This window comes from Hymenobacter sp. UYAg731 (assembly GCF_054061335.1).
In genome coordinates, this window is the sequence record NZ_JBSSEC010000005.1 from 301,580 (window position 1) to 322,983 (window position 21,404).

At 60.3% G+C, this 21,404-nt stretch carries 23 protein-coding genes; 13 read left to right on the forward strand and 10 right to left on the reverse strand.

Features of this window, described 5'->3' with window-relative positions:
• Nucleotides 1–132: 132 nt before the first annotated feature.
• The 4 genes from ACVWYF_RS17145 to ACVWYF_RS17160 all read left to right on the forward strand — a co-directional run bounded on the left by ACVWYF_RS17145 (nt 133) and on the right by ACVWYF_RS17160 (nt 3,599).
• Nucleotides 133–813, forward strand: a complete 681-nt coding sequence (locus tag ACVWYF_RS17145) for an NAD-dependent epimerase/dehydratase family protein (protein WP_457070227.1) — start codon at nt 133–135, stop codon at nt 811–813.
• Between the two features lie 4 nt (nt 814–817).
• Nucleotides 818–1,948, forward strand: coding sequence for an MBL fold metallo-hydrolase (locus ACVWYF_RS17150; protein WP_457070229.1), 1,131 nt, complete (start codon nt 818–820; stop codon nt 1,946–1,948).
• 78 nt (nt 1,949–2,026) lie between these two features.
• On the forward strand, nt 2,027–2,614 hold the full coding sequence (locus ACVWYF_RS17155; RefSeq protein WP_457070231.1) for a pseudouridine synthase: 588 nt from the start codon (nt 2,027–2,029) through the stop codon (nt 2,612–2,614).
• A gap of 16 nt (nt 2,615–2,630) precedes the next feature.
• Nucleotides 2,631–3,599: an alpha/beta hydrolase gene (locus ACVWYF_RS17160; RefSeq protein ID WP_457070233.1), complete on the forward strand. Its 969-nt coding sequence runs from the start codon at nt 2,631–2,633 to the stop codon at nt 3,597–3,599.
• A 20-nt stretch (nt 3,600–3,619) separates the two neighbouring features.
• On the opposite strand, the gene bamE is transcribed toward ACVWYF_RS17160, so the two are convergent.
• On the reverse strand, nt 3,620–4,036 hold the full coding sequence (gene bamE, locus ACVWYF_RS17165) for an outer membrane protein assembly factor BamE domain-containing protein (RefSeq protein WP_457070235.1): 417 nt from the start codon (nt 4,034–4,036) through the stop codon (nt 3,620–3,622).
• A 461-nt stretch (nt 4,037–4,497) separates the two neighbouring features.
• Here bamE and dnaK point away from each other — a divergent pair, with 461 nt between their 5' ends.
• The 3 genes from dnaK (at nt 4,498) to ACVWYF_RS17180 (ending at nt 8,109) form a co-directional block, all read left to right on the forward strand.
• Nucleotides 4,498–6,441, forward strand: coding sequence for a molecular chaperone DnaK (dnaK, locus tag ACVWYF_RS17170; RefSeq protein ID WP_457070237.1), 1,944 nt, complete (start codon nt 4,498–4,500; stop codon nt 6,439–6,441).
• Nucleotides 6,442–6,583: 142 nt separating this feature from the next.
• Complete coding sequence (locus ACVWYF_RS17175) at nt 6,584–7,237, forward strand: hypothetical protein (protein ID WP_457070239.1); 654 nt, start codon at nt 6,584–6,586, stop codon at nt 7,235–7,237.
• A 209-nt stretch (nt 7,238–7,446) separates the two neighbouring features.
• Complete coding sequence (locus ACVWYF_RS17180) at nt 7,447–8,109, forward strand: hypothetical protein (protein ID WP_457070241.1); 663 nt, start codon at nt 7,447–7,449, stop codon at nt 8,107–8,109.
• A 103-nt stretch (nt 8,110–8,212) separates the two neighbouring features.
• Here the strand turns inward: ACVWYF_RS17180 and ACVWYF_RS17185 are convergent, their stop codons facing one another.
• On the reverse strand, nt 8,213–9,343 hold the full coding sequence (locus tag ACVWYF_RS17185; RefSeq protein WP_457070243.1) for an endonuclease/exonuclease/phosphatase family protein: 1,131 nt from the start codon (nt 9,341–9,343) through the stop codon (nt 8,213–8,215).
• Nucleotides 9,344–9,516: 173 nt separating this feature from the next.
• Complete coding sequence (purE, locus tag ACVWYF_RS17190) at nt 9,517–9,999, reverse strand: 5-(carboxyamino)imidazole ribonucleotide mutase (protein ID WP_457070594.1); 483 nt, start codon at nt 9,997–9,999, stop codon at nt 9,517–9,519.
• Between the two features lie 210 nt (nt 10,000–10,209).
• Between purE and ACVWYF_RS17195 the strand changes: the two genes are divergently transcribed.
• The 5 genes from ACVWYF_RS17195 to ACVWYF_RS17215 all read left to right on the forward strand — a co-directional run bounded on the left by ACVWYF_RS17195 (nt 10,210) and on the right by ACVWYF_RS17215 (nt 13,469).
• Nucleotides 10,210–10,830 (forward strand): MarC family protein, encoded by a 621-nt coding sequence (locus ACVWYF_RS17195; RefSeq protein WP_457070245.1) that lies wholly within the window; start codon nt 10,210–10,212, stop codon nt 10,828–10,830.
• A 34-nt stretch (nt 10,831–10,864) separates the two neighbouring features.
• A complete protein-coding gene (gene hemE, locus ACVWYF_RS17200) occupies nt 10,865–11,890 on the forward strand; it encodes a uroporphyrinogen decarboxylase (protein ID WP_457070247.1) in 1,026 nt (341 codons plus the stop codon).
• A gap of 9 nt (nt 11,891–11,899) precedes the next feature.
• Nucleotides 11,900–12,334, forward strand: a complete 435-nt coding sequence (locus ACVWYF_RS17205) for a hypothetical protein (RefSeq protein WP_457070249.1) — start codon at nt 11,900–11,902, stop codon at nt 12,332–12,334.
• 27 nt (nt 12,335–12,361) lie between these two features.
• Nucleotides 12,362–12,571 (forward strand): zinc ribbon domain-containing protein YjdM, encoded by a 210-nt coding sequence (locus tag ACVWYF_RS17210; protein WP_035567109.1) that lies wholly within the window; start codon nt 12,362–12,364, stop codon nt 12,569–12,571.
• A gap of 211 nt (nt 12,572–12,782) precedes the next feature.
• The gene (locus ACVWYF_RS17215) at nt 12,783–13,469 is read left to right on the forward strand and encodes a hypothetical protein (RefSeq protein ID WP_457070251.1); all 687 of its coding nucleotides are present in this window, start codon (nt 12,783–12,785) and stop codon (nt 13,467–13,469) included.
• Between the two features lie 135 nt (nt 13,470–13,604).
• Here the strand turns inward: ACVWYF_RS17215 and ACVWYF_RS17220 are convergent, their stop codons facing one another.
• From ACVWYF_RS17220 to ACVWYF_RS17240, 5 genes are all read right to left on the reverse strand, one after another.
• Entirely contained in the window at nt 13,605–14,606 is a 1,002-nt protein-coding gene (locus tag ACVWYF_RS17220; protein WP_457070253.1) for a bifunctional heptose 7-phosphate kinase/heptose 1-phosphate adenyltransferase, read from the reverse strand.
• Between the two features lie 118 nt (nt 14,607–14,724).
• The gene (locus ACVWYF_RS17225) at nt 14,725–15,948 is read right to left on the reverse strand and encodes a pyridoxal phosphate-dependent aminotransferase (protein WP_457070255.1); all 1,224 of its coding nucleotides are present in this window, start codon (nt 15,946–15,948) and stop codon (nt 14,725–14,727) included.
• A 123-nt stretch (nt 15,949–16,071) separates the two neighbouring features.
• A complete protein-coding gene (locus ACVWYF_RS17230; protein WP_457070257.1) occupies nt 16,072–18,087 on the reverse strand; it encodes a glycosyltransferase family 2 protein in 2,016 nt (671 codons plus the stop codon).
• 360 nt (nt 18,088–18,447) lie between these two features.
• Complete coding sequence (gene recR, locus ACVWYF_RS17235) at nt 18,448–19,062, reverse strand: recombination mediator RecR (RefSeq protein WP_457070259.1); 615 nt, start codon at nt 19,060–19,062, stop codon at nt 18,448–18,450.
• A 21-nt stretch (nt 19,063–19,083) separates the two neighbouring features.
• Nucleotides 19,084–19,365, reverse strand: coding sequence for an ATP-dependent Clp protease adaptor ClpS (locus ACVWYF_RS17240; protein WP_457070261.1), 282 nt, complete (start codon nt 19,363–19,365; stop codon nt 19,084–19,086).
• Between the two features lie 209 nt (nt 19,366–19,574).
• Here ACVWYF_RS17240 and ACVWYF_RS17245 point away from each other — a divergent pair, with 209 nt between their 5' ends.
• A complete protein-coding gene (locus ACVWYF_RS17245; protein WP_457070263.1) occupies nt 19,575–20,132 on the forward strand; it encodes a hypothetical protein in 558 nt (185 codons plus the stop codon).
• A 56-nt stretch (nt 20,133–20,188) separates the two neighbouring features.
• On the opposite strand, the gene ACVWYF_RS17250 is transcribed toward ACVWYF_RS17245, so the two are convergent.
• Both ACVWYF_RS17250 and ACVWYF_RS17255 read right to left on the reverse strand, forming a co-directional pair.
• A complete protein-coding gene (locus tag ACVWYF_RS17250) occupies nt 20,189–20,824 on the reverse strand; it encodes a YceI family protein (protein WP_457070265.1) in 636 nt (211 codons plus the stop codon).
• A 114-nt stretch (nt 20,825–20,938) separates the two neighbouring features.
• The gene (locus ACVWYF_RS17255) at nt 20,939–21,394 is read right to left on the reverse strand and encodes a MarR family winged helix-turn-helix transcriptional regulator (protein WP_457070267.1); all 456 of its coding nucleotides are present in this window, start codon (nt 21,392–21,394) and stop codon (nt 20,939–20,941) included.
• Between the last annotated feature and the right edge of the window lie 10 nt (nt 21,395–21,404).

Consider the following 21,404-nt stretch of genomic DNA (forward strand, 5'->3'; position numbering starts at 1 on the left):
CATTATTGAACGATGACGTGAGAACGACGGGCGCCATGAGACGCAATTATGCGTCTCTACACTGTTCTGTTGGTTCCGTCGTAAAGCAAAACCGCCGCCGTTGCGTCCTCCCTCCTACTTTACCGAACTGATATGAATCTACGAGTCATCCTGACCGGGGCCACTGGCATGGTGGGCGAGGGCGTCCTGCTCGAATGCCTGCAAAATCCCGCCGTGGCGCACGTATTGGTGCTCACGCGCAAGCCCACCGGCCGCAGCCACGCCAAAATGCGCGAGCTGCTGGTGCTCGACCTAGCCAACCTGAGCGCCGTGGAAAGCCAGCTGACGGGCTACAACGCCTGTTTTTTCTGCGCGGGGGTGTCGTCGGTGGGCATTTCGAAGGAAGAGTACGAGCGCATCACCCACGACATGACGCTGGCCGTGGGCCAGGCCCTGCTGCGCCTCAACCCGGAACTCACGTTCATTTACGTCTCCGGGGCGAGCACCGACAGCAGCGAAACCAGCCGTCAGCACTGGGCCCGCGTGAAGGGCCGCACCGAAAATGACCTGCTGCGCCTGCCCTTCCAGGCGGCCTACATGTTCCGGCCGGGCTTCATGAAAATCACGCCCGGCCAGCGCAACGCGCTGAAGTGGTACGGGGCCATTGCCTGGCTCTACCCGGTGGCCCGCAAACTGGCCCCCAACTTCGTGAGCACCATGCAGGAAGTGGGCCGGGCCATGATTAACGCCGCCGATTTCGGCTACTCCAAGCCCGTGCTCGAAGTGCGCGACATCGTGGCGCTGGCGCACAGCAATGCCGCGCCGCGCTCTTAAAGGCATGAGAAAACCCTTTAAAACCTTCCTCATGGCAACCGGCGGCATCCTCAGCACCTTGCTTATTGCGGTAGTGGCTTTCACGGGTCTCAGCCCGCAACTGGGCGGCACCCCCACCAAAGCCGACAAGGAAGTTTATGCCAAATCAGGCCATTACAATGCGCAGGAAGGCAAATTTGTGAACCTGATTCCGACCCGGGAAATGACGGGCGGCAGCATGCCGGCGGTGATGTGGGAATTCCTGTTTCATAAATCGCCGCGGGCCGCCCCGCCCGGGCCGCTGCCCCAGCAGCCGCTCGATTCGCTGGCCATCACCCGGAAAACGCCCGAAATGGTGCGCGTGACGTGGTTTGGCCACTCGGCCAGCCTGCTCGAAATCGCGGGCCAGAACATCCTGCTCGACCCCATGCTGAGCGTGAAAATGGGCCCCGTAAGCTGGGCCACGCCCAAGCGCTACAACCGCCGCCTGGCCATCACGCCCGAAAAGCTGCCGCCCATCGCCGCCGTCCTCATCTCGCACGACCACTACGACCACCTTGACTACGAAACCATCCGGAAAATAAAGGACAAAGTGGGCCATTTCTACGTGCCACTCGGCATCGGCCCGCACCTGCGGGCCTGGGGCGTGGCCCCGGCGCGCATCACCGAAATGAACTGGGGCGACAGTGCCAGCATCCCGGGCCTCACGCTGCGCTGCACGCCCAGCCGCCACTTTTCGGGGCGTGGCCTTACCAACCGCAATTCCACGCTGTGGTGCTCGTGGGTGGTGCAGGCCGCTGCCAAGCGCGTGTTCTACACCGGCGATGGCGGCTATGGGCCGCACTTTGCCGCCATCGGCCGGCAGTACGGGCCGTTCGATTTGGCGCTGGTCGAATGCGGGCAGTACAATGAGAGCTGGGCCGAAATCCACATGAAGCCCGAGCAAAGCGTGCAGGCCGCCCGCGACGTGCGCGCCGCCGTAATGCTGCCCGTGCATTGGGGCGCGTTCACCGAATCCCTCCACGCTTGGAACGAGCCCGTGACCCGCGCTACCGCCGAGGCGGCCCGCCTGGGCCAGGTCATCACCACGCCGCATCTGGGCGAACCGGTAACGTTGGGCACCGCGCTGCCGAAAGAGCGGTGGTGGGAGAAGTAGCGCGAACTTTGTAGTTCGCGTCCCCGCGCCGTCACAACGATTATCGTTTCGGGACGCGAACTAAAAGTTCGCGCTACTATGCGTTATATCCTCCTCAACAAGCCCTACGAAGTCCTCACCCAGTTCACCGACGAGCACGGCCGCGCCACGCTCAAGGATTTCGTGCCCGTGCCCGATGTGTACCCCGTCGGCCGCCTGGATTTCGACAGCGAGGGCCTGCTCCTGCTCACCGACGACAAGCAGCTCCAGCACCGTCTCAGCGACCCCAAGTTCAAAGTCCCGAAAACCTACTGGGCGCAGGTCGAAGGCCTGGTTTCGGCAGAAGCTTTGGCGCAGCTGCGGCGCGGCGTGCAGATAAAAGAAGGCCTCACCGCCCCCGGCGAAGCCACCGAGCTGCCCGAACCCGCCCACCTCTGGCCGCGCACCCCGCCAATCCGCTACCGGGCCAGCATCCCCACCAGCTGGCTCGAAATCCGGATTTCGCAGGGCATGAACCGCCAGGTGCGCAAAATGTGCGCCGCCGTGGGCCTGCCCTGCCTGCGCCTGGTGCGCGCCGCCATCGGCCCGCTGGGGCTGGGCAACCTGCAACCCGGCCAGTGGCGCGAGCTAACGGCGGCAGAAGTGACGGAACTGCGCAAAATATCGGGAGCAGTACGCCGTTACTAGACGCTTTCTCCCGCTGATGAACCAACCTCACCCACGCCGCCACCGTCGCCGCCGCTGGCTCCTGCTGCTGTTCCTCGCCGCCTTCGGAGCCATGAATGCCGTGGCCTTCTTCCACGCCTGGCGCTTCACGCATTTTTCCAACGACCCCGGCCTGCACTCGCCCAACCCCGAGCAGCTCGGTCCCGGCCAGAAAATCTGGCTGTTGCTCACCGGCATCCGCAACCCCAAGCCTTTCAACGGCCCCAAACCCAGTTTCCCGGTCGAAACCATAATCATCGCCAGCCCCAACGGCCCGCTCGAAGCCTGGTACGCCCGGCCCGACAGCAGCCAGGCGCACGGCACGGTGGCGCTGTTTCACGGCTACACCAGCAGCAAGTCGCACCTCACCCACGAGGCCGGCTACTTCCGCCGCCTGGGCTACAACGTGCTACTCGTGGACCAGGCCGGCAACGGCAATTCAGCCGGTTTCCGCACCACCGTGGGTTACCGCGAAGCCGATGACGTGGCCGCCACCGTGCGCTACCTCCGCACCCGGCACCCCGCCGATTCACTCATCCTCTACGGCATCAGTATGGGTGCCGTGGCCATCCTGCGGGCCGAGGCCGAACTGGGCATCCGCCCCACCGCCAACATCCTCGAATGCCCCTACGGCAACATGCGCCAAACGGCCTACAACCGCTTCGAATCCATGCACGTCCCCGGTTTCCCAATGGCCGATTTGCTGGTGTTCTGGGGCGGCGTGCAAAACGGTTTCTGGGCCTTCGGCCTCAACGCTGAGCACTACGCCAGCCAAATCCACACGCCCACCCTCCTGCTCTGGGGCACCGCCGACCCGCGCGTCACCCGCGCCGAAACCGATGCCATCTTCGCCCACCTCGCCGGCCCCAAAGCCCGCCACGATTTCCCCGGCGTGGGCCACGAGCCGTATTGGAAGCGCTATTCTATGGACTGGGAGCAGCAGACGCGGGCGTTTCTGTATCGCTAAAGATTTTATCGGCGGCTATTTCAATAATAGGCCCAGCCAGAATCAAGACTCGTTACAACGTTGTCCGCATTGAAAATCACTCTTGACTTGTACCAAGCCAAATCTCCGACTAATGCATATTTCTTATCTGTTCTTTTTCTCAGATACCCATCTCTGGTATACTCATATACCATCGTCACCGCATGGTTAGCGAGAGTATCCCTATACTGATACAATGGTTTACCAATGATTTTTTTTACTTGACCCTTACTCATTCCGGCTTTTACAGCCTTGAATTTTTTAGGCGAATAAAACTTAGCAAATTCAGTATCGGCATAGGGGTCAAACGGATTCACAGTTTCGACCAGTGAACAGGTGCCTAACATAAATACCAGCGACAGTATCAACCCAGCTACTATAGCTGCAGATGCTTTGATTAATTTCTGATTCGGCTTCATATGAGCGTTGACGCAGCAGCTACAAAATAACCAAGCAGATATGTTGCAACGGTAGCTAGAAAACCGGTAAGCATCGCTTTAATCCACTTCATAGATACCGTACCGGTGAGCCAAGGCAGAGTGCATGCGCCAACAATAAAGGATGGTGCAATTAAGAAGGTTAGCAAGATGAGTAGCAAGTAGCCCATAGATTACAGCAAAGCTATACAACCAATCTGGACAGGGTTTATTGTTAACCCAGCAAAATGCTTCCAGTCATCCTTCCGCCCCCTTGTCAGGGAAACCACACCTGCCCGCACCAAACCCGGCCACCGCGTCGCACACCTTCGCCCCAAACCGGCAATCGGTGACAATCTGTCACCAAAACGACGCTGGTACGTTGCTTGTAATCCCCCGGTAGCGGCGGCAACGCTGCTTCGACCTGACAATTCCTCTTCCCTAAAACCAACACACACCCCAACATGGGCAAAATAATCGGCATTGACCTCGGCACCACCAACTCGTGCGTGGCCGTGATGGAAGGCAACGAACCCGTTGTAATTCCCAACAGCGAAGGCCGCCGCACCACCCCCAGCATCGTCGCGTTCCTCGATGGGGGCAAGGGCGAGCGCAAAGTGGGCGACCCGGCCAAGCGCCAGGCCGTGACCAACCCCCAGAACACCATCTCCAGCATCAAACGCTTCATGGGCCGCCACTTCAACGAAGTGACCGCCGAGCAGAAGCACGTTTCCTACCAGGTAGTGGCCGGTGCCAACAACACCGTAGCCGTGAAAATCGGCGACCGCAACTACACGCCGCAGGAAATCTCGGCCATGGTGCTCCAGAAAATGAAGCAAACCGCTGAGGATTACCTCGGCCAGCCCGTCACCGAAGCCGTTATCACGGTGCCCGCTTACTTCAACGATGCCCAGCGCCAAGCCACCAAAGAAGCCGGGGCCATCGCCGGCCTCGACGTGAAGCGCATCATCAACGAGCCCACCGCGGCCGCCTTGGCTTACGGCCTGGATAAGAAGCACAAAGACCAGAAAATCGCCGTGTACGACCTCGGCGGTGGCACCTTCGACATCTCCATCCTGGAGCTGGGCGACGGCGTATTTGAAGTACTGAGCACCAACGGCGACACCCACCTCGGCGGCGACGACTTTGACCAGGTTATCATCAACTTCCTAGCCGACCAGTTCAAGTCGGACAACGAAGGACTCGACCTGCGCTCCGACCCCATGGCACTCCAGCGTCTCAAGGAAGCCGCCGAGAAAGCCAAGGTAGAGCTCTCCAGCTCGACCGAAACCGAAATCAACCTGCCCTACATCACCGCCACAGCCTCGGGCCCCAAGCACCTGGTGGTGAAACTGAGCCGCGCCAAATTTGAGCAGCTCGCCGACGACCTCGTGCGCCGCTCGATGGACCCGGTGAAAAAAGCCCTCTCGGATGCCGGCCTAAGCACTTCGGATATCGACGAGGTTATCCTTGTGGGTGGCTCGACCCGCATTCCCCGCATCCAGGAGGAAGTGGAGAAGTTCTTCGGCAAGAAGCCTTCAAAAGGCGTGAACCCCGACGAAGTAGTGGCCATCGGTGCTGCTATTCAAGGTGGTGTGCTTACCGGCGAAGTAAAGGACGTGCTGCTGCTCGACGTGACCCCGCTTTCGCTGGGCATTGAGACGATGGGCGGCGTGATGACCAAGCTCATCGAGTCGAACACGACCATTCCGACCAAGAAATCGGAAACTTTCTCGACGGCCTCGGACAACCAGCCTTCGGTGGAAATTCACGTATTGCAGGGCGAGCGGCCGCTGGCCAGCCAGAACCGCACCATCGGCAAGTTCCACCTCGACAGCATTCCGCCGTCGCCCCGTGGCGTGCCGCAGATTGAAGTAATCTTCGACATCGACGCCAACGGCATCCTGAACGTGACCGCCAAGGACAAGGGCACCGGCAAGGAGCAGAAAATCCGCATCGAAGCCAGCTCGGGCCTGACCGACGACGACATCAAGCGCATGCGCGACGAAGCCGCCGCCAACGCCGAGTCGGACAAAGCCGAAACCGAGCGCATCAGCAAGATGAACTCGGCCGACTCGATGATTTTCCAGACCGAGAAGCAGTTGAAAGAGTACGGTGAGAAGCTGAGCGGTGGCAACAAAACCGCCATCGAAGGCGCACTGGCCGACCTCAAATCGGCCCACGAAGCCAAAGACCTCGCCCGCATCGACACCGCCATGGAGGCCATCAACACCGCTTGGCAGGCTGCCTCGCAGGAGATGTACGCCGCTGGCGGGGCCGAAGGCGGCCAGCCCGGCGCGGGTGGTTTCCCCGGCGGCGATGGTCAGGGCCAGGACGGCCAGGGCCAGGGCCAGCCGGCCGGCGACCACGTCACCGATGTGGACTACGAAGAAGTAGATGGCAAGTAATTCCTGATTTAATTGCCTGCATTGAAAAGGCCGGAAGCGCATGCTTCCGGCCTTTTTGCGTTATTGCGTCCGTCAATTACCGAGAAAAACTACCAACCGGCGTCCTTTATCCTTCCACCCATTTACATCTTTCCACCCCCTTATGACTGCCTTTCGACAATACCAGTCCTTTATATCGGCCGATGCGGCCCAGCCGCTGATTGAGTTGCTTTTTAAGCACGGCATGTTGTTTGAAACCGGGTACGACAAGCCGAGCTACGACCCCAAAATGGCCTTCAACGAAACCGAAAACCGGTTCGTGGTGCGGCTGAAACCTACTGATTTTGAAGCGGCCCGCACGCTGGAAGACGAAGCCAGTGAGGCGCTGGTAGCCGATGCCGACCCGGACCACTACCTCTTCGGCTTCACCGATGAGGAGTTGCTGGAAGTGGTGATGAAGCGCGACGAATGGAGCAGCTTCGACGTGGCGCTGGCGGGCCGGATTCTGCGGCAGCGGGGCCGCGACGTGACGCCCGACACCGTGCGCCTGCTGCGCCAGTACCGCGCCGTGGAGCTCACCCAGCCCGAGGCCAGCCAGAAGGGCACCATCATGGCCGGCTACGCGCTGGCCTTACTCGGAGGAATCGTCGGCATCATCATCGGCCTCAACCTGCTGTACGCCAAGAAGAAGCTGCTTGATGGCACCCAAGGCCCGGCCTATTCCGAAGCCGACCGGGCCCACGGGTTTCGCATCATCGTGCTGGGTTTTGTGGTGGCGCTGGTGGCCTTCGTCGTGCGGGTTAAGCTTGTTGGGTAGCCGTGGGCGGCAGGCAATGCCGGAATAACCCTGAAAGAGGCTTATTTTTGTCTTTGCTGCCGGCCCGGGAATAATACGACGGTGCTTTACCATCGTTTTCTTGGAATCGGCCGGGATTTGCATCCGTGTATTATTCGTTCGCGTAAGCACGCCCACCGTCACGAAATGCCTTTTTGGGCTTCGCTATCGATTTTATTGAATTACTGTTTATGAAAATTTCTTCCCGCCTGTTTCCCACCCGCGTCCTTGCTTTGGGCACCCTCTTGATTGCCGCTGCTTCGTGCAGCGTGAGCGAACAAGTAAAAGACAAGCCCACCGGCAAAAACGTATCGGCCGAAGCCCTCGAAAACGAGGCGTACACGTTGATGCAGTACCGCCTCAATTTCGTGGATGAGGCCAAGCTCGGCGGCCAGGACATCCTGTTCGTGCGCCAGGCGGCTGATATTGCTTCGGCCCAGCAGGCGCAGCTCCAAACGGCGCTGGCGGCCGGCAACCTGCCCCTGCACCTCAAAATGCGGGTATATGCCCGCAACCCTAGCGCCACCAATGTGCAGCTCAAGCAGCTTGATTACAAATTGCTACTCGATGGCAAGGAGCTGACTACCGGCACCACTGGCGCGAATACCCAGCTTGAAGCCAGCGCCATTGAAACGTTGCCCATCAACATTGATATGAACGTGAAGCCCACGCAGCTGAACGGCAGCACACCCGCCGCCTTCGCCGCCGGCTTCACGGATTTCACCGCCGCCAACCGCCGCCTCACCGTGCAGATTCGCCCCATGTACCTGGGCGCTTCCGGCCGCCAGGTGCCCGCCAGCGACTTTGAAACCGTGCAGCTGGTGACGGCCAAAAAGGCCGTTTCGACGAAGTAACACGTCTGCGTATCACCAAAAAAAGGAGCCGCCCGGCAATGGGTGGCTCCTTTTTAGTTTAGGCGAATGCCGTGGCGCGAGTGCCGACGTTCGTGCCACGGCATTACCGGGCCTCCACGGTTTCGGCCTCTTCCTCCTGCTCCTCGGCGAAGCCTTCGGCAATTTTCTCATCGGCTTCGGCGCGGTCGGAGGCATCGGCTTGCTCGGCGTTTTCGGCCTGCGCGGCTTTGTGCCGGGGCTCGAAGCTGAGGCGTACGAAGATGGGAAAGTGGTCGGAGCCGACGTGCGGCAGGCGGCGCATGTCGACCACTTGGAAGTGGGGCGACACGAAAACATGGTCGAGCGGCCAGCGCAGCAGCGAGTAGTCGGCGTGGAAAGTAGGCATCAGGCCCCGGCCCACGCGCGGGTCGAGCAGGCCCGACACGCGCCGGAACAGCTCGGACGTGTGCGACCAGGCCACGTCGTTCATGTCGCCGAATACGATGGTGGGCTCGTCGCGGCGGTCCACTTCCTTGCCCACCAGCAGCAGCTCGGCATCGCGCTTGGTGCTGGTTTTCGACTCCTGCGGGGCTGGCGGCTTGGGGTGCAGACCGTAGAGGCGCACCCAGGTTTTGCCATCGGGCAGCTGCACATGGGTGTGCAGGGAGGGAATGTCGTCGTCGAGCAGGTACTTAATCTGGCAGGATTTCAGGGGCAGGCGCGAGAAAAAGAGCAGGCCGTAGGTATTATCGAGGGGCTCGTGGCAGGTATAGGGGTGGGTTTCTTCGAGCGGGCGCAGTTGGTCGTGCCACCAGTCGTCGGTTTCCACGGCCATTATCACGTCGGGGTCGGCGGCGCGCACGGTGGCCAAGGCCAGCGCGCCCTGGCGGTTGTATTGCAGTACGTTCATCACCGCGAGGCTGAGCTCCGTGGTGGGGTCGTGGGTGCGGGTACTGTCGGCCACGTCTTTGCGCACCAGCGGGGTGTAGGGCACTATGCGCGCCAGTTGATACACGCCCGCGCCGGCCAGCACCACCAGAAACCCCTGCTGCCAGGGGCCGGCGCTGGCCCCGCCCAGTGCCAGCCCGGCAGCCAGCGTGAGCACGATGCCCAGCACAATCTGCAAGCGCGGGAAGTCGCACACCCGAATCCACCACGCGGTGTGGCGCAGCAGGGGAAGCAGCGTGACCACCAGCGCAATGCCGCCAATGCCCCAAGTGAGCCAGCGCGCCGCCAGCAGTAGTTCAGAAATCAAAAGCAGCATTACAAGCGATGGGGTGGGGTTTTAGGAGCAGGGCAGCGGGCTGGCGGCAGAACGGGTAACGCTGGCATTCCGACATTCCACGCATCAAGTGGAGAGAGGAACCCGGGAAATATCATTTCATGACGTTCCCGATTCCGGCGGTGTCGGAATGACGATATTCGGGCTTAGTCATCCTGAAAGCCGCCTTTGCGCAGCTCCTCAATCGTACGCATCACCCGGTCTTTGAGGGTGGTGCGGTATTTTTCCAGCGCATCGGCCAGGCGGGCGTTGCCAATGGCCAGCATCTGGGTGGCCAGTACGGCGGCATTGGCGGCATTGTCGAGGCCCACGGTGGCCACGGGCGTGCCGGCCGGCATCTGAATCATGCTCAGAATCGAATCGAGCCCCTGAATGGAAAGCGTGCTGTTGATGGGCACCCCAATCACGGGCAGGATGGTGAAGGCGGCCACCATGCCCGGCAGGTGGGCCGCCCCGCCGCCCCCGGCAATGAGCACGCGCAGGCCACGCTTGCGGGCGCTCTCGGCGTAATCCACCATGCGGTGCGGCGTGCGGTGCGGCGACACGAGCGTGATTTCGTAGGGCACGCCGAACTGGCGGAGAATATCGGCGGCGGCCGACATAATTTTCAGGTCCGATTTCGAGCCCATGATGATGCCCACCACGGGGTTTTCGGTTAGGGGCCGGTCGTCGGCACCGCCCGGAGCGGCGGCAGAAGCGTCAGAATTCATTCAGAGAGAGAGGACAAAAAGGGCGGAAACCCGGCCGCCCCCGGCATACGGCGAAGATGGAGCCACCGTTGGAGCGGCAAAATAGGGCTTTTCTGTCCGGTCCGGGCCTTCTCCTACCTTTGTTGCCTTATGGAAATTCTGCTCGCCACCTTCACCACCCTCTTTTCCATCGTCAATCCGTTTGGGGCGATGCCGGTTTTCCTCACCCTCACGGCTGATGACCGCGCCTCCGAACGCGCCCGCACGGCCCTGCGCGCCTGCGTTTACATGGTGTGCATTTTGAGCGTGGCCTTCTTTGGCGGGCAGTATATTCTGAATTTTTTCGGCATCAACATCCAGCACCTGCGCATCGCGGGCGGCATCCTGCTCATGCGCTCGGCGTTTGAGTTGCTCACTCCCGGTGCCAACCGCGACCGCGTGGGTCCCGCCGCCCTCGAAGAAAGCAAACAGAAGGACGACATCAGCTTCACGCCGCTGGCCATGCCCATGCTCTCCGGGCCGGGCTCGATGGCCATCTGTATCGGCCTGATTCGGCCCACTTACGTTGATAAGGCCATGACCATTGCCGGCTTTGCGCTGGTAGCGCTGGCGGCATTTCTGATTTTGCTGTTCTCCCTGCGGCTTACCCGGCTGCTGGGCAAGCCCGGCATGGCCGCCATGGCGCGCATCATCGGCTTCATCACGCTGGCCATCGGGGTCAATTTCCTGGCCTCGGCCATTGGCATCCTGTTCCCCGGTCTCACGCGGTAAGCGCCGCCCGCCGGGCGTACCTTTGCGCATCCTTATGCTGAAAAACGACCTTTTCCTGCGTGCCGCCCGGGGCGAAGCCACCGAGCGCACCCCCGTCTGGCTCATGCGCCAGGCCGGCCGCATCCTGCCCGAATACCGCGCCCTGCGCGCCCGCCTCTCCGGCTTCAAAGAGCTGGTCGAAACCCCCGCGCTGGCCGCCGAAGTCACCATCCAGCCCATCGACGCGCTCGACGTGGATGCCGCCATCATCTTCTCCGACATCCTGGTGGTGCCCGATGCCATGGGCCTGCCCTACGAAATGGTGGAAGCCCGCGGCCCCCTCTTCCCCACCACCATCAAGACGGCGGCCGACATCGACAAGCTCCGCGTCCCCGACCCCGAAGACGGCCTCGGCTACGTGCTCGAAGCCCTGCGCATCACCAAAAAAGCCCTCAATGGCCGCGTCCCGCTCATCGGCTTTGCCGGCGCGCCCTTTACCATCCTGGCCTACATGATTGAAGGCCACGGCTCGAAAACCTTCAGCAAAGCGCGCGGCTTTTTGTATAAAGAACCGGTGTTGGCCCACCGCCTGCTGGAGAAAATCACTCTCACCACCATTGCCTACCTGCAAGCCCAGGTGGCGGCCGGCGCGCAGGTCGTGCAGGTGTTCGACTCCTGGGCCGGCATTCTGCCGCCCGCGCAGTACACCGAGTTTTCGGCCCGCTACATTGCCCGGATTTGCGAAGCCCTGGCCCCGCTCGTGCCCGTCACCGTGTTTGCCAAAGGCGCGTGGTGGGCCGTGCCTGAGTTCGCCGCCATGCCCTGCCGCACCATCGGGCTCGACTGGAACCAGAACCCCGCCCAGGTGCGCCAGCAAGCCCCCGGCAAAACCCTGCAAGGCAACCTCGACCCCTGCGCCCTCTACGGCACCCCCGAGCAAGTGAAAGCCGCCACCGAAGCCATGCTCCGCCAGTTCGCCGGCGGCCCCCACATCGCCAACCTCGGCCACGGCGTGTATCCGGACACGAATCCGGACAACGTGCGGGTTTTCGTGGAAACGGTGAAGGCGTGGCGGGGGTAATTTTGGGTTATGCGAAACGCGGAATTATTCATATCTGAAGATTTAGTCCTTCTTGAATTAAACGCACGCTGGAATTGTGACCTGCCTTTTGGTTGGGTCCCAATCACCGGCCCTGCTGATAATTCAGAGGAATTAGAAATCTATGACTTGGATGCTTTCATTGAATGGTTTGACGATGATGCCATCGGACGGCTTCTTTCTGAAGCATTTGGCATATCTGCTGCCTATGAAATTGTAGAAGGAGGTGCGGTAGCCTTCATTAAATTGGGAAAGTGCGTATTCGGCTATAATGGGCTCGAACACATGTACACCAATACGTCATTTCAATTTCTCCTTTATTTCTCGCACGAGGACTCCGTAACGGCAGGCAGCAAGCGCCTAATAGATGCAATTCATCAGGCTTGGCCAGCTTATAACAGTCACTTCTGGCCACCGAATTCCTGACTTTAATTCTTGCCCAACACATCTGAAATGGACGTTAAAGACAGCAACGGCACCCTGCTTGCCGAGGGTGACTCTGTCACCCTCATCAAAGACCTCAAAGTGAAGGGCTCGTCGCTCACGCTCAAGCGCGGCACGGTGGTCAAAAACATCCGCCTCACTAACAGCGCCGCCGAAATCGAAGGCCGCGCCGGCGGCAGCACCATGGTGCTCAAAACCGAGTTTTTGAAGAAGGCCTAGTACTCAAATACAACCGGCAAAAAGAAGGAGGAATTTCTGCGGCTTACTTTAGGCCACAGAAATTCCTCCTTTCCCATTCCAGCCAGTTTTTATGTTTCCTAAGCTACCCTCCCGCATCGCGGCTTCATGCGCCATTATAGCCTTATTCGCAGCCCTCGCTAGTTGCAGCAAGCAGAAAGAGGCTCCCACATCTACGTTTACCGGCAAAGTAGTGCTTCACGACCTGACAGGAGCCCTGCTTACGGACCACAGTGGTACCGTAGTCAAACTCTACGATGCCCCCGGCACCAGCACCATCACGGCTGCTGACGGCACTTTTTCCTTGGCTAATGTGGCGGCGGGCCCTCACCGCTTACAGTTTGAAAACTATGTAAAGGCCACGCCCGTGACCGTTATCTACGGTACCTATTATACCGACGAGATATCAACTGCTGCGCCGGTCTATGCACTACCTGCAACAATACACCTCGGACAGCAACCTTTCTATACCTCCTACACAGTCACTTATCGTAGTGACAAAGCAAATCAGCGCTTCATCATCAATGGCGTTCGTAATTTGATGACTCCAACCATTACCCCATCCCAATATCACCGGGTCTTCCTAGACATTCCAGTTGGCTACGATGGTGGAACAGACCTGCGTTATTTTAGGTATTCCAAATTATACCGCAATAACATGTCATCGGGCTTTTCAGATACCATTTCGTTTGCAACCCTTACAGCCAAAAATGTCCGACAGTCCTCTACGATGATGGTTATGAGCGATAACCCCAAGGCAGATTCCTGCATTGCGCCTTTTCCCAGCGGCTTTCCTAACGACAACAGCATTACGTTCGCGCGTTCATATCCGGCAGCGTCAGGTACTTCTGGTTATATTCCCTTCTCATGGGGCCGATAGATGGGCCGAAAGAAAGATGGCACGGTTAATAACTTTTTAGCACGTTTGTTTATAAGCCATAAAAAGACCATTAACAGCATGTTGGTGGTCTTTTTTGTAAGTGTTGCCAAGATGAAGCATGGCTCGCATCGTCTATCACAACCTTGCCTCCACAGCTTCTTCCAGCAGCCGCTGCTTCTCCACGGGAACCACGCCTACCTGCTCGCACACCAGCCCGCCGCCTAGGTTGGCCAGCGCCGCCGTGAAGGCCGCCGGCTGGCCCAGCGCCACGCACAGCGCCGCAATGCTGATGACGGTATCGCCTGCACCCGACACGTCGGAAATGGTGCGCAGGTGGGCCGACAGGTAAGTTTTCTCCGCTTCCTGCTGGGCGAATACGCCGTATTCGGAGAGCGTTACCAGCACGATTTCGGGCATCAGAACCTCGCGCAGCCGGGCCACGGCGGCTTCGAAACCGGCGCGGTCAGCGTTGGGCTCGCCGAATTCCAGCTTCAGGCCCTCGCGCAGCTCTTTTAGGTTGGGTTTGAAGAGGGTGCAGTGGCGGTAGGCCAGGAAATTTTTCTTCTTGGGGTCCACCACCGTGGGAATGTTTCGCTGGCGGGCGCGGGCAATGCACTCCGTTATAATGGCCTCGCTGAGCACGCCTTTGTCGTAGTCCTCAAAAATCACCACGTCGGCGCGGGTCAGCAGGTCGTCGTAGGCGGCCAGGAGTTGCTCGGCTTCCTTGGCGTTGAGGTCGGTTTCAATTTCCGAGTCGATGCGCAGCAGCTGCTGGCCGTGGGCCAGGATGCGCTGCTTCACGGTGGTGGGCCGGTGGGCGCTTCGGATGAGGCCATCGGCGGGCAGGTCGTGGGCGTACAGCAGTTCCAGGAGCTGGTCGCCGCCCGCATCATCCCCTATCACGGCGCACAGCAGCGGCGTGGCCCCAAGGGCCTGCACGTTCAAGGCCACGTTGGCGGCCCCGCCGAGGCGGTTTTCGGTGCGGGCTACGTGTACCACGGGCACGGGAGCTTCGGGCGAGAGGCGGGTGGCGCGGCCCCACACGTAGGCATCCACCATCACGTCGCCGATGATGAGGACGCGCAGGTTATTGAAGTCGTTGAAGAGGTCGGTGAGGGAAGTCGTAGGCAAGGTCATATCAGGTTAGAACGTCATGCAGAGCGCAGCGAAGCAACTTTACCGCAGTAGTAATTTGATTTACCATCGCAGTAAAGATGCTTCGCTGCGCTCTGCATGACGTCCTTTTTCGGAATAATTAAACAAGCTTCGCCAGGCTGGCTTTGATGCGCCGAAAGGCTTCCACCAGCTTGTCATCGGCGGCGGCGGTGCTGAAGCGCATGCACTCCGGTGCGCCAAAAGCATCGCCGGACACGGCCGAAACGTGCGCGTCGTTCAGCAGGTACAGCGCCAGGTCCATGGAGGTGGCAATGGTGTGACCATCGGGCGCGAGACGGCCGAAATAGGCCGAGACTTCGGGGAAAATGTAAAACGCGCCGCTGGGCGTGGGCGTGTTGAAGCCGGGAATGTCCTTCACGATATCCAGCACCAAATCGCGGCGGCGGCGGTAGGCAGCCACCATTTCATCGGCCGAAGACCGGCCGCCGCGCAGGGCCGCCAGCCCTGCCCGCTGGGCAATGGAGCAGGTGCCGGACGTAATCTGGCTCTGCATCTTCTCGCAGGCGGCGGCAATGTCCTGCCGGGCGGCGAGGTAGCCCAGCCGCCAGCCCGTCATGGCGTAGCCTTTCGAGAAGCCGTTGACGGTAATAACCCGTTCTTTTATCTCATCGAAATGGGCCAGGCTGGCGTGCTCACCCACGAAATTGATGTACTCGTAAATCTCGTCGGCTAGGGCGTAGACGTGCGGGTGGCGGGCCAGCACAGCGGCAATTTCGCCCAGCTCCTCGCGGCTGAAAACTGCCCCCGTGGGGTTGCAGGGCGAGGAATACATGATGAGCTTGGTGCGCGGCGTGATGGCGGCTTCGAGTTGCGCGGCCGTCACCTTGTACTCGTTTTCGAGGGTGCCCACCAGCGTTACGGGCACGCCCTCGGCCAGCTTCACCATCTCCTCGTAGCTCACCCAATAGGGCGCGAATACGATGACTTCCTCACCCGGATTGACCAGGCTGAGTACGGCGTTGGCCAGGGCCTGCTTGGCCCCGGTGCTCACCACAATCTGGTTGGGCTGGAAATCGAGCTGGTTGTCACGCTTGAATTTGTCGCAGATGGCCTGCCGCAATTCCGGGATGCCGGGCACCGGCGTGTAGAACGTGTAGCCGTCGTCCAGCGCCTGCTTGGCGGCGTCCTTGATGTACTGCGGGGTCTGGAAATCGGGCTCGCCGAAGCTCAGGTTGATGACGTCGATGCCTTTGGCCATCAGCTCGCGGGCTTTCTTGACCATGGCGATGGTGGCCGATTCGTTCATCGCCAGCAGGCGGTGCGAGAGCGGCGAAACGGGCGCGAGCGTGGCGGTATTGGGCATGATAAGCAACGGTAATTGGAAGCGTAAAGCTACGGAAGTGGCAGCGTAACGCTGTAGCGTGGACTCTGCGAGTCCGCGCTTGAACCGTGCAATGCGCGGACTCGCAGAGTCCACGCTACGGCGTTACTGTCCCAGGCGCCGCCAGCAGCGCCAGAGCACGCTCAGGTCGGTGCCCGGCTCGTAGTCTTTGGCGTAGAGCAGCTCCAGCCGCCGGAGCGTGGTTTCGGTGAGCGGAGCCACGGCGTGGGCGGCATCGGCGGGCGAGAGCACGGCGGGCACGGCGCGGGCCGGGCCGTCGAGGTGGCGCAGTCCCACCCAGGTGCGGCGGCCCAGCAGCACGGCCCCGCAGTTGCGCAGGAACCCGGCTTTTTTCGGCTGGAACCAGACCAGTACCGGGCTTAGCGCCAGCAAGCCGGCGCTGGTGAGCAGGTCGAGCAGGCGCTTGGCGCGGGCCTGCTGGGGCTGGTAAAGGTTGAGGGCAATGTCGAGGGTGTAGTAGTCGCCGGGCGAGTCTTTGCTGCTGCTGCCGATGATGTACTGGCTGTCTTCGGGCAGAATTTTATAGGCTACGGGCGGCTCGGCGGGCAGGCCCAGCATCAGGGCGATAATCTGGCTGGCGGGCAGGTCCTTCCCGCAAAATATCAGCTCATTCAGCGCATAGAGCCGGATAATGTCGTCCAGCTGGCGCAATTCGCCCAGCGGCTCGATGAGCGACTGCGTGAGCGAATGGCTGAGTGAATGGTCGGCACCGGAGCCCGGGACGGCGGCGGCTTCCTCCTCCCCCACGCTCACGTAGCCAATCACGCGGGCCGATACCTGGGCGGCGTCCAGCAGCTGACGCACGCGGCGGCTTTCGGGGCCGGAGCCCACGATAGCAATGTTTTTCTGCCGCCGCTCGCTTAGGTGCAGGTTTTTATACTTGATGAAGTGCGTTACCAGCTGCCGGCCCACTAGCGCCGCCACCGCCCAGGCCCCGCCCAGAATTATCAGCGCCTTGGAAAACCGCCAGGCATCCAGAAAATTCGAAGCCGCCGAAATAAGCAGCGTGCCGATGAAGATGCCGCGCACTACCCGCGAGGTCCGCACCGGCTGGTCGTAGCCCCCGCTGAGGTAGGCCGACGTGAGCCAGACCGCGATGTAGGCCGGCACGGCCGCCGCCATGTACTGCGGCGGATACGCGCCCGGCACAAACTTATGGTTATGCTCCCAGTAAGTTTTCAGGAAGTACATGCCGCCCCAAATCAGGCCGGCATCAAGCAGCAGCGGGGCGGCGCGCACGGCCAGGCGCTCGGCCACGGCCGCACCGGCCCGCAGCCAGATGGCCGCGTTGATGAGCAGCGAAAACAGGCCCGCCCGGCCCGGCGCGAAGTGCTTCTGGGCAAAAATTACCATCGCCCGGTAAAACACGAATACGTAGTTTACGCTGGTGCGCTTCGTGCTTTCGCCCTTGTAGTGGATGATGCGGGTGTCGGGGAAATAATAGTTTTTCCAGCCGCCCTGGGTGAGGCGGTACGAGAGGTCGATGTCCTCGCCGTACATGAAATAGTCCTCGTCGAGCAGCCCCACCTGGTCCAGCGCGGCCTTGCGCAGCAGCATGAAGGCCCCACTCAGCACCTCAATCTCGTGGGTTTCATCTTTATCCAGAAAGCCCAGGTGGTAGCGCCCGAAGGTGCGCGACTTCGGGAACACGCCCGCCAGCCCGAACATCTTATAAAACGCCACGGCCGGCGTGGGCAGAGCGCGCTTGCTTTCGGGCAGAAATTTTCCCTGGCCATCCAGCATTTTGATGCCCAGGCCGCCGCAGTTGGGGTGCGCGTCCATGAAATCACAGCAGGCGCGGAAGGTGTCTTCCTCCACCACGGTATCGGGGTTCAGCAGCAGCTGGTACTGGCCGGTGGCGCGGCGCAGGGCCTGGTTGTTGCCTTTGCTGAAGCCCGGGTTGTCGCGGTTGGCAATGAGAATCACCTCCGGAAACCGTGCCCGTACCATCGCCACCGAGCCGTCGGCCGAGTTGTTGTCGACCACGAACACCTCCACCGGCTGCCCCAGTTTCTCCACCGCCCGCCGTACCGAGAGCAGCGCCTGCTCCAGGAAATAGCAGACGTTATAATTAACAATGACGACAGAGAGTTTGACCACGAAGCGCAAAATTAAGCCACGCCGCCCGGCCAGCGGCTACGGGAGCTCCTTTTACCGCTCCGGCCGGAGGACTTGCGGGAACTCCTTTTAACGGTCGGGCCTTCGCCGGAGTGCTTAAAGGAGCTCCTTTGAGGGGTCCAGACTTGACCAGGGTGCTAAAGGGAACTCCTTTAATTGGTACGGACTCGACCGAACAGGAAAAAGGAACATTTTTGGGCAACTGAGTGCAATATTGGCAACAAAAAGCCCCAGTGCTGGGAAGCGCCGGGGCTTTTGCAGTGGCGCGAACTTTTAGTTCGCGTCCCGGAACGAGTCGTTGGCGCGGCGCGGGGACACGAACTAAAAGTTCGCGCTACTGCCCTACCTAGCCTGGCGCAGGCGGTCGACAATACTGCGGCCGAGGGTGATTTCATCGGCGTATTCCAGCTCGCCCCCCATCGGAATGCCCCGGGCAATGGTGCTGATGTGGACGTTGGGCAAATCGCGCAGGCGGCGCGAGAGGTAGAAAGCCGTGGTGTCGCCCTCCATCGTGGGCGAGATGGCGAGAATGACCTCCCGCACTTCCGAATCCTCAACCGAGGCCCGCTCTACCAACGAATCGATGTGCAAATCGGAAGGCCCGATGCCTTCGATGGGCGAAATTACGCCGCCCAGCACATGGTACACGCCCTTGTATTGGCCGGTATTTTCGATGGCGATAACATCGCGCACGTCCGACACCACGCAGACCAGGCTGTGGTCGCGCAACTTGTTGGCGCAGATGCCGCATTCCTCGGCATCGGAGATGCTGTGGCAGGTTTTGCAGTAAGTGATTTCGAAGCGCATCTTGGCCAGGGCCTCGGCCAAGGTGGCCGTGGTGTCCATTTCGGCTTTCAGCAGGTGCAGGGCCAGGCGCAGGGCCGTTTTGCGGCCGATGCCGGGCAGGCGCGACAGCTCGCCGACGGCGTTTTCAATCAGTTTTGAAGGGAACTCCATTCAGTTAAGTAGGATGGATGGCTAAACGACGTCGGCGGCAATGCCACGGTCGTGAATGGCAGTGCAGAGGGGCTCCAACTCCTCGTAGGTGCCGATTTTGACGGCGCACTTGCCCTTGTAGTGGATGAGCAGGGTGCATTGCTCGGCCTGCTCAGGCTGGTGGCCGCACACGTCCATCAGGGTTTTAATGACGTGGTCGAAGGTGTTGATTTCGTCGTTGTACACCACCAGGTTGCGCAGCTCGACTTCTTCTTCGAGCAACAGAACCTCTTCATCGTAATCAGTTTGCGGACGGGTATTCATAAGGCAAATTTACGCAGAAAAGCCCGCGTGAGGCAGCCGTTCATAACCCCAAACCTGGCCATTTCGTTTCGCCAGACCGGGCCGTTTTATCGTAGCGCGAACTTTCAGTTCGCGTCCCCGTCAGAAATCCGAACGACCGCCACCCGAAGCGGGGACACGAACCAAAAGTTCGCGCTACGGCCCCACCTTTGCGTCAGTTCCCTGTTCTTATGCCCGTTCCCTCCGCCGACTTCAAAAAAGCCCTCAAGCGCCTCTCCGAGCCCGAAAAGGAAGCCCTCCTGCTCCGGGCCGTGCGCCGCGACGCCGAGCTCTACGAAACCTTCCGCTTCGAGCTGCTGGCCGATGTGTCCCTGGGCCAGATTCAGGAGGAAACCGCCGACCGCATCCACGAGCTATTTGCCGTAGCCGTAACTGGCCGCCTGCTCAACCGCAGCCTCGTGAAGGCCGTGCGCGCCGGCGTGCAGGAGGCCGCCCGCGCCCGCCGCATCACCAAAAGCAAGCAGCTCGAAATCGACCTGCTGCTCTACATCCTGCGCCAGTGCATCGATAACTACTCCGGCCAGTTCGACAGCGTGTGGGACGGCTTTTACAACGCCACTGCCCGCCTGGCTGCCCGCCTGCCCGCCCTCATTCTCAAAAGCCTGCACGAAGACCTGTGGGTCGAATACCAGTCAGAGTTGGACAAAGTGCTGCGTGAACTGCACGGCCGCAAAAAAAGCCACAACCTGAAATTTGAGCTGCCCCGAAAGTTTGAGATTCCCGAGTAAATAAAAAAAGCCCGCCGAATCCGGCGGGCTTTTTTTATTCGCTGTGAAAACCACAATTAGGCTTTCTTGGCGATTACGTTGAAGGTCAAATCGAACGTGTCGTAGATGGCTTTGTCGCCGATGCTTTCGAAGAACGACTTCGAGCCGTATTTCAGGCCGAACTTGGTGCGGTCGATGGTTACCTTGCCGCTGGCGGCGGCCACGCCGTCTTTCACACCGGCTTTGGCCGGGAAGCTGATGCGCTGCGTCACGCCCTTGATGGTCAGGTCGCCGGCGATGGTCACGTTATCGGCATTGGCGGCGGCACCTTTGATAGGCGTTACGCTGGCAATTTTGAAGGTCGAGGTGGGGTAGGTAGCCACGCCGAAGAAGTCGTCGCTGCTCATGTGGCCCACAAATTTGCCCTGGCTTTCGGCATCTTTGATGTCAGTGGCCACCATGGTTTTCATGTTTACGGTCACGGTGCCGCCCACTATGGAAGTGCCCTTCACGAGCAACTCACCTTCGGAAAACTGCATGGTGCCTACGTGGCCGTGGGTTACGGCTTTGCCTTCCCAGCCCAGGGTGCTCAGCTGCGGCTGCAGCTTGTAAGCGGGGGCAGGAGCTACTGTGGCTACTTTAGGAGCCGAAGCAGCGGAAGTTGCGCCAATGGTGGCAACGGCAAACAGGGCGGGCAAGAGGAATTTTTTCATCTGAAAAAAGGATTTGAAAAAAGGTAAGAAGTGTAATTTGGAGCAAGTGCTACGGCCGGGCCGCAACGAAAAAGCATGCCGGAATCCCGGCGAATTGCATTGTTGAAAAACGGCTTATTCCACCGTGCGCATTTTATCGAGCAGGACGTTTAGCTGGCGCATCTCGTCCTCGTTCAGGGCCATGTTTGCACGGGAATTCAGGATGCCGGTTTCCTCAATCTGGTCGAGCAAGTCCAGCCCGGCTTTGGTGATTCGGATGTCGACGGCGCGGCGGTTGGCCGGGCACACGGTGCGGGTTACTAGTTTTTTTTCTTCGAGGCGGTCCACGATGCGCGAGGCGTTGCTGGTTTTGTCCAGCATGCGGTCGATGAGCAGGGCCACCGTGGCCGGCAACGGGTGCTGCCCACGCAGAATGCGCAGAATATTGAACTGCGGCGAGGTGAGGCCAAACGGCTTAAACGCCGCCGCCTGCCGCAGCTGCAACCAGCCGGACGTGAATATCAGGTTGATAAACGCCTTCTGGTACTCGTCGCGGAAAATGGGCTGTTTGATTTCGTCTTCGATGCGCATGGTAGGCAGT

What these genes read in the sequence shown, in the direction of transcription:
- ACVWYF_RS17145 (WP_457070227.1), top strand. Translation starts at nt 133, where the DNA reads ATGAATCTACGAGTCATCCTGACCGGGGCCACTGGCATGGTGGGCGAG.
- ACVWYF_RS17150 (WP_457070229.1), top strand. Translation starts at nt 818, where the DNA reads ATGAGAAAACCCTTTAAAACCTTCCTCATGGCAACCGGCGGCATCCTC.
- ACVWYF_RS17155 (WP_457070231.1), top strand. Translation starts at nt 2,027, where the DNA reads ATGCGTTATATCCTCCTCAACAAGCCCTACGAAGTCCTCACCCAGTTC.
- ACVWYF_RS17160 (WP_457070233.1), top strand. Translation starts at nt 2,631, where the DNA reads ATGAACCAACCTCACCCACGCCGCCACCGTCGCCGCCGCTGGCTCCTG.
- bamE (WP_457070235.1), bottom strand. Translation starts at nt 4,036, where the DNA reads ATGAAGCCGAATCAGAAATTAATCAAAGCATCTGCAGCTATAGTAGCT.
- dnaK (WP_457070237.1), top strand. Translation starts at nt 4,498, where the DNA reads ATGGGCAAAATAATCGGCATTGACCTCGGCACCACCAACTCGTGCGTG.
- ACVWYF_RS17175 (WP_457070239.1), top strand. Translation starts at nt 6,584, where the DNA reads ATGACTGCCTTTCGACAATACCAGTCCTTTATATCGGCCGATGCGGCC.
- ACVWYF_RS17180 (WP_457070241.1), top strand. Translation starts at nt 7,447, where the DNA reads ATGAAAATTTCTTCCCGCCTGTTTCCCACCCGCGTCCTTGCTTTGGGC.
- purE (WP_457070594.1), bottom strand. Translation starts at nt 9,999, where the DNA reads ATGGGCTCGAAATCGGACCTGAAAATTATGTCGGCCGCCGCCGATATT.
- ACVWYF_RS17195 (WP_457070245.1), top strand. Translation starts at nt 10,210, where the DNA reads ATGGAAATTCTGCTCGCCACCTTCACCACCCTCTTTTCCATCGTCAAT.
- hemE (WP_457070247.1), top strand. Translation starts at nt 10,865, where the DNA reads ATGCTGAAAAACGACCTTTTCCTGCGTGCCGCCCGGGGCGAAGCCACC.
- ACVWYF_RS17205 (WP_457070249.1), top strand. Translation starts at nt 11,900, where the DNA reads ATGCGAAACGCGGAATTATTCATATCTGAAGATTTAGTCCTTCTTGAA.
- ACVWYF_RS17210 (WP_035567109.1), top strand. Translation starts at nt 12,362, where the DNA reads ATGGACGTTAAAGACAGCAACGGCACCCTGCTTGCCGAGGGTGACTCT.
- ACVWYF_RS17220 (WP_457070253.1), bottom strand. Translation starts at nt 14,606, where the DNA reads ATGACCTTGCCTACGACTTCCCTCACCGACCTCTTCAACGACTTCAAT.
- ACVWYF_RS17225 (WP_457070255.1), bottom strand. Translation starts at nt 15,948, where the DNA reads ATGCCCAATACCGCCACGCTCGCGCCCGTTTCGCCGCTCTCGCACCGC.
- recR (WP_457070259.1), bottom strand. Translation starts at nt 19,062, where the DNA reads ATGGAGTTCCCTTCAAAACTGATTGAAAACGCCGTCGGCGAGCTGTCG.
- ACVWYF_RS17240 (WP_457070261.1), bottom strand. Translation starts at nt 19,365, where the DNA reads ATGAATACCCGTCCGCAAACTGATTACGATGAAGAGGTTCTGTTGCTC.
- ACVWYF_RS17245 (WP_457070263.1), top strand. Translation starts at nt 19,575, where the DNA reads ATGCCCGTTCCCTCCGCCGACTTCAAAAAAGCCCTCAAGCGCCTCTCC.
- ACVWYF_RS17250 (WP_457070265.1), bottom strand. Translation starts at nt 20,824, where the DNA reads ATGAAAAAATTCCTCTTGCCCGCCCTGTTTGCCGTTGCCACCATTGGC.
- ACVWYF_RS17255 (WP_457070267.1), bottom strand. Translation starts at nt 21,394, where the DNA reads ATGCGCATCGAAGACGAAATCAAACAGCCCATTTTCCGCGACGAGTAC.